Source organism: Vibrio sp. 1180_3, assembly GCF_029478545.1.
GTDB lineage: Bacteria > Pseudomonadota > Gammaproteobacteria > Enterobacterales > Vibrionaceae > Vibrio > Vibrio aestuarianus.
Window position 1 is genome coordinate 1 of the sequence record NZ_SJFM01000095.1, and the last position, 2,425, is coordinate 2,425.

Annotated in this window: 6 protein-coding genes; 4 read left to right on the plus strand and 2 right to left on the minus strand. The window is 40.0% G+C overall.

What is annotated here, in order from left to right:
• A partial coding sequence (locus EYW48_RS20835; protein WP_277433012.1) for a DUF805 domain-containing protein occupies nucleotides 1-148 on the plus strand: 148 nt, incomplete at its 5' end.
• A gap of 330 nt (nucleotides 149-478) precedes the next feature.
• Here the strand turns inward: EYW48_RS20835 and EYW48_RS20840 are convergent.
• On the minus strand, nucleotides 479-664 hold the full coding sequence (locus EYW48_RS20840; protein WP_171981710.1) for a hypothetical protein: 186 nt from the start codon (nucleotides 662-664) through the stop codon (nucleotides 479-481).
• Between the two features lie 95 nt (nucleotides 665-759).
• On the opposite strand from EYW48_RS20840, the gene EYW48_RS20845 reads away from it, so the two are divergent.
• From EYW48_RS20845 to EYW48_RS20855, 3 genes are read left to right on the plus strand one after another with little or no spacing between them, the layout of a single operon-like run.
• Nucleotides 760-1,512, plus strand: coding sequence for a hypothetical protein (locus EYW48_RS20845; protein ID WP_277433008.1), 753 nt, complete (start codon nucleotides 760-762; stop codon nucleotides 1,510-1,512).
• Complete coding sequence (locus EYW48_RS22040) at nucleotides 1,505-1,648, plus strand: hypothetical protein (protein ID WP_346780441.1); 144 nt, start codon at nucleotides 1,505-1,507, stop codon at nucleotides 1,646-1,648. Before EYW48_RS20845 ends, EYW48_RS22040 begins: the two co-directional genes overlap by 8 nt.
• A gap of 9 nt (nucleotides 1,649-1,657) precedes the next feature.
• Nucleotides 1,658-2,188 (plus strand): hypothetical protein, encoded by a 531-nt coding sequence (locus EYW48_RS20855; protein ID WP_277433010.1) that lies wholly within the window; start codon nucleotides 1,658-1,660, stop codon nucleotides 2,186-2,188.
• A gap of 53 nt (nucleotides 2,189-2,241) precedes the next feature.
• Here EYW48_RS20855 and EYW48_RS20865 read toward each other — a convergent pair.
• Nucleotides 2,242-2,425, minus strand: a 184-nt coding sequence (locus EYW48_RS20865) for a hypothetical protein (RefSeq protein WP_277433013.1), incomplete at its 5' end; no start/stop codon positions are given.

Below are 2,425 nucleotides of genomic sequence, written 5' to 3' on the forward strand. Positions count from 1 at the left end.
TATTGGTCGCACAGGGTGGTGGGTTTTAATTGGGCTGATCCCATTAATTGGATTGATAGTGCTTATCATATTCGCAGCAACTGACGGAAATGAAGGAAGTAATGAATATGGCTCCAACCCTAAGGAGTCGGGCGAAACATTTGCCTAACAAGAAATTTAAGAGTGATTCACAACGCTTGGCGCCCTCACTTCAAGTCGGTTTAGTGTTTATGGCACAATGCGTTAGGTAAGGTGTCAGCGTTGTTCACACCTTAATTTGGCGTTATGTAAAGCGGGTAAAATTGGTATTATTCTGTTTTTGCGATCTCTTAAGCCATCGTTCCGTATCGTCGGCAAAATTCGTTTTTTCTGTCCCGATTCTTTGCCTAATTTAGCCGTAAAACATGCCAAGATTTGTGAGTTGCCTCATTTAGTTTCAGGGTTGGTTCGTGGTTGGTTGTGCAGGCTCAAAGTGTGGAAAGGGCAAGGTTAACGATAGTCAGTCTTTGTTGATGGTTTTTTTCTTTAAATTTCCTTGGCTTAACGGCATTTTTAGTCGCTGATAATCAGTATCCACCGTTTGTTGCGGCTTGGTTTGTAACATTGCTGACTTCGCAAATTCGTGAACACGGTTGGGTTCTTTTGTTTTGGCTAATTCTTCGGTCGTACAGGCTTGGTTTTTCATGGTAACTTTGGCTTATGTGACTGAATTTACATAACAAAGCATTTAAGACGGATTCGCAACGCTTGGCGGTCATATCTAAAGTAATGAGGTAAACGTTGAAAAAAAACTATGATTGTATTTTGGGGGCATTTTTTGGTCTTCTCATCCTTAATCTTTACTATTTCTCGGGTTTAGTGATTGAACATAAAGTTGTGCCAAAATCGGTAGACTTTTTGATTGGTTTCTTTAATTCAGCCACCGGTGCTATGGCGGGTGCTTTACTAGCATTCTTGCTTCATGATCGACAAGAGAAAAAGAAAATCGATAAAATTAGAATTGAACATCTTCAGTCTGCACTTCTATTGCTAGCAGTTAAGCTGAATCAACTTAGACATATTAAATACAACTTACTCGAACCACATATAAACAAGCCAAACTGGTGGTGCTCAGTAGTATCGTATAGTGAATTTGAAATTAAAAAATCATTTACACTTTCCGATTTGAGCTTCATTCAAAGCTCAATGTATAAGTTCCTTTTGGAACTTTCTATAGCTGATGAAGCATATTCTGGTACAGTTTCTTACTTTAATGAGCGATCTAGACTTCACAGAGATAAGTTGCAGCCTGCTCAGAAAGCGATTCTAGAAAAGACCCCCCATGTAGATTGTTCAACTATCCATACATTTTTAAACGAACCGCTTATTCAAGAAATGAGTGTGGCAACAAATGGTGTTTACAACCAATGCGGCGTGGCAATTAAAGACTTAGAAAAATTACAGCAGCAGTTGTTTGAGTATTGCTGTAGTAGTTATCCAAATGAAAAGTTTCTAGATCACGATCAAATTTTTAATGAGCAACCACATGCCTAACAAACAATTTAAGAGTGATTCCCCACGCTTGGCATTTTTGGTTTGGGTTGAGTTTAGTGTTTCCGGTATCCATGTCGAGTGTCCTGGTAGCGTGGCTCACACCTTAATTGGGCGTTATGTGCCACCAGAGTTTTGAGGCAATAAATTGAAGTATAAAGACTTGTCGAAAATTGCCCTAGATCCATATAGCACAGATAAGAGTATCGATTTACTCAAGCTGCATGGGGTTAGGGCGCCTGATTCTGTGATTGAACAGTTTTATATTGATCATAATGCCAACAGTCGCTTTTTAGCTCTCTACGGTGATCTATCACTTCCTGATCTAAAGTGGGAGCTAGTTGATTTTGATACGACGAAGTTTTTGCAGATAGGTAGCAATGCTTCATTTCCTGATTTTCTTGAGGAGGTATCTGAAGATGCAGCGCATTTCAACTATGTCGGAGAGGCAGTGATTGATTGCCGAGAGGAAGTACTCGATCATTGGAAAAAGCATGGTACTTGGTTAACTCCACCGATATTTCTAGATGCAAATGTTCTTGGTGGTAAATCTGGCATACCTCATTTAGTTGAGGGGCATTCAAGGGTTGGGTGCCTGCTTGGTATTCAAAAATATAAAATCATTCCTTTGGCTGACAGGCATAAAGTGTATTGGGGCTCTATTCGCAAAGGCACATAACAAATTGTTCAAGAGTGATTCGGCACGCGTGGCATTTTTGCTATGCGTCAGGTTTAGCGGTTAAGTTGGTATGCAGAGGCTTCGGTATTGCGTGCCTCACACCTTAACAAGGCGTTATGTGTTTGATGAGTTTTTAAGGTCAAAACTACGATTTCATTGAGAATTTGTTCCGTGTTTTCGGCAAGTTGGCTTGGTCGAAATGGATTCTTGAACAACCTGAGATTGATCGTTTTGAAG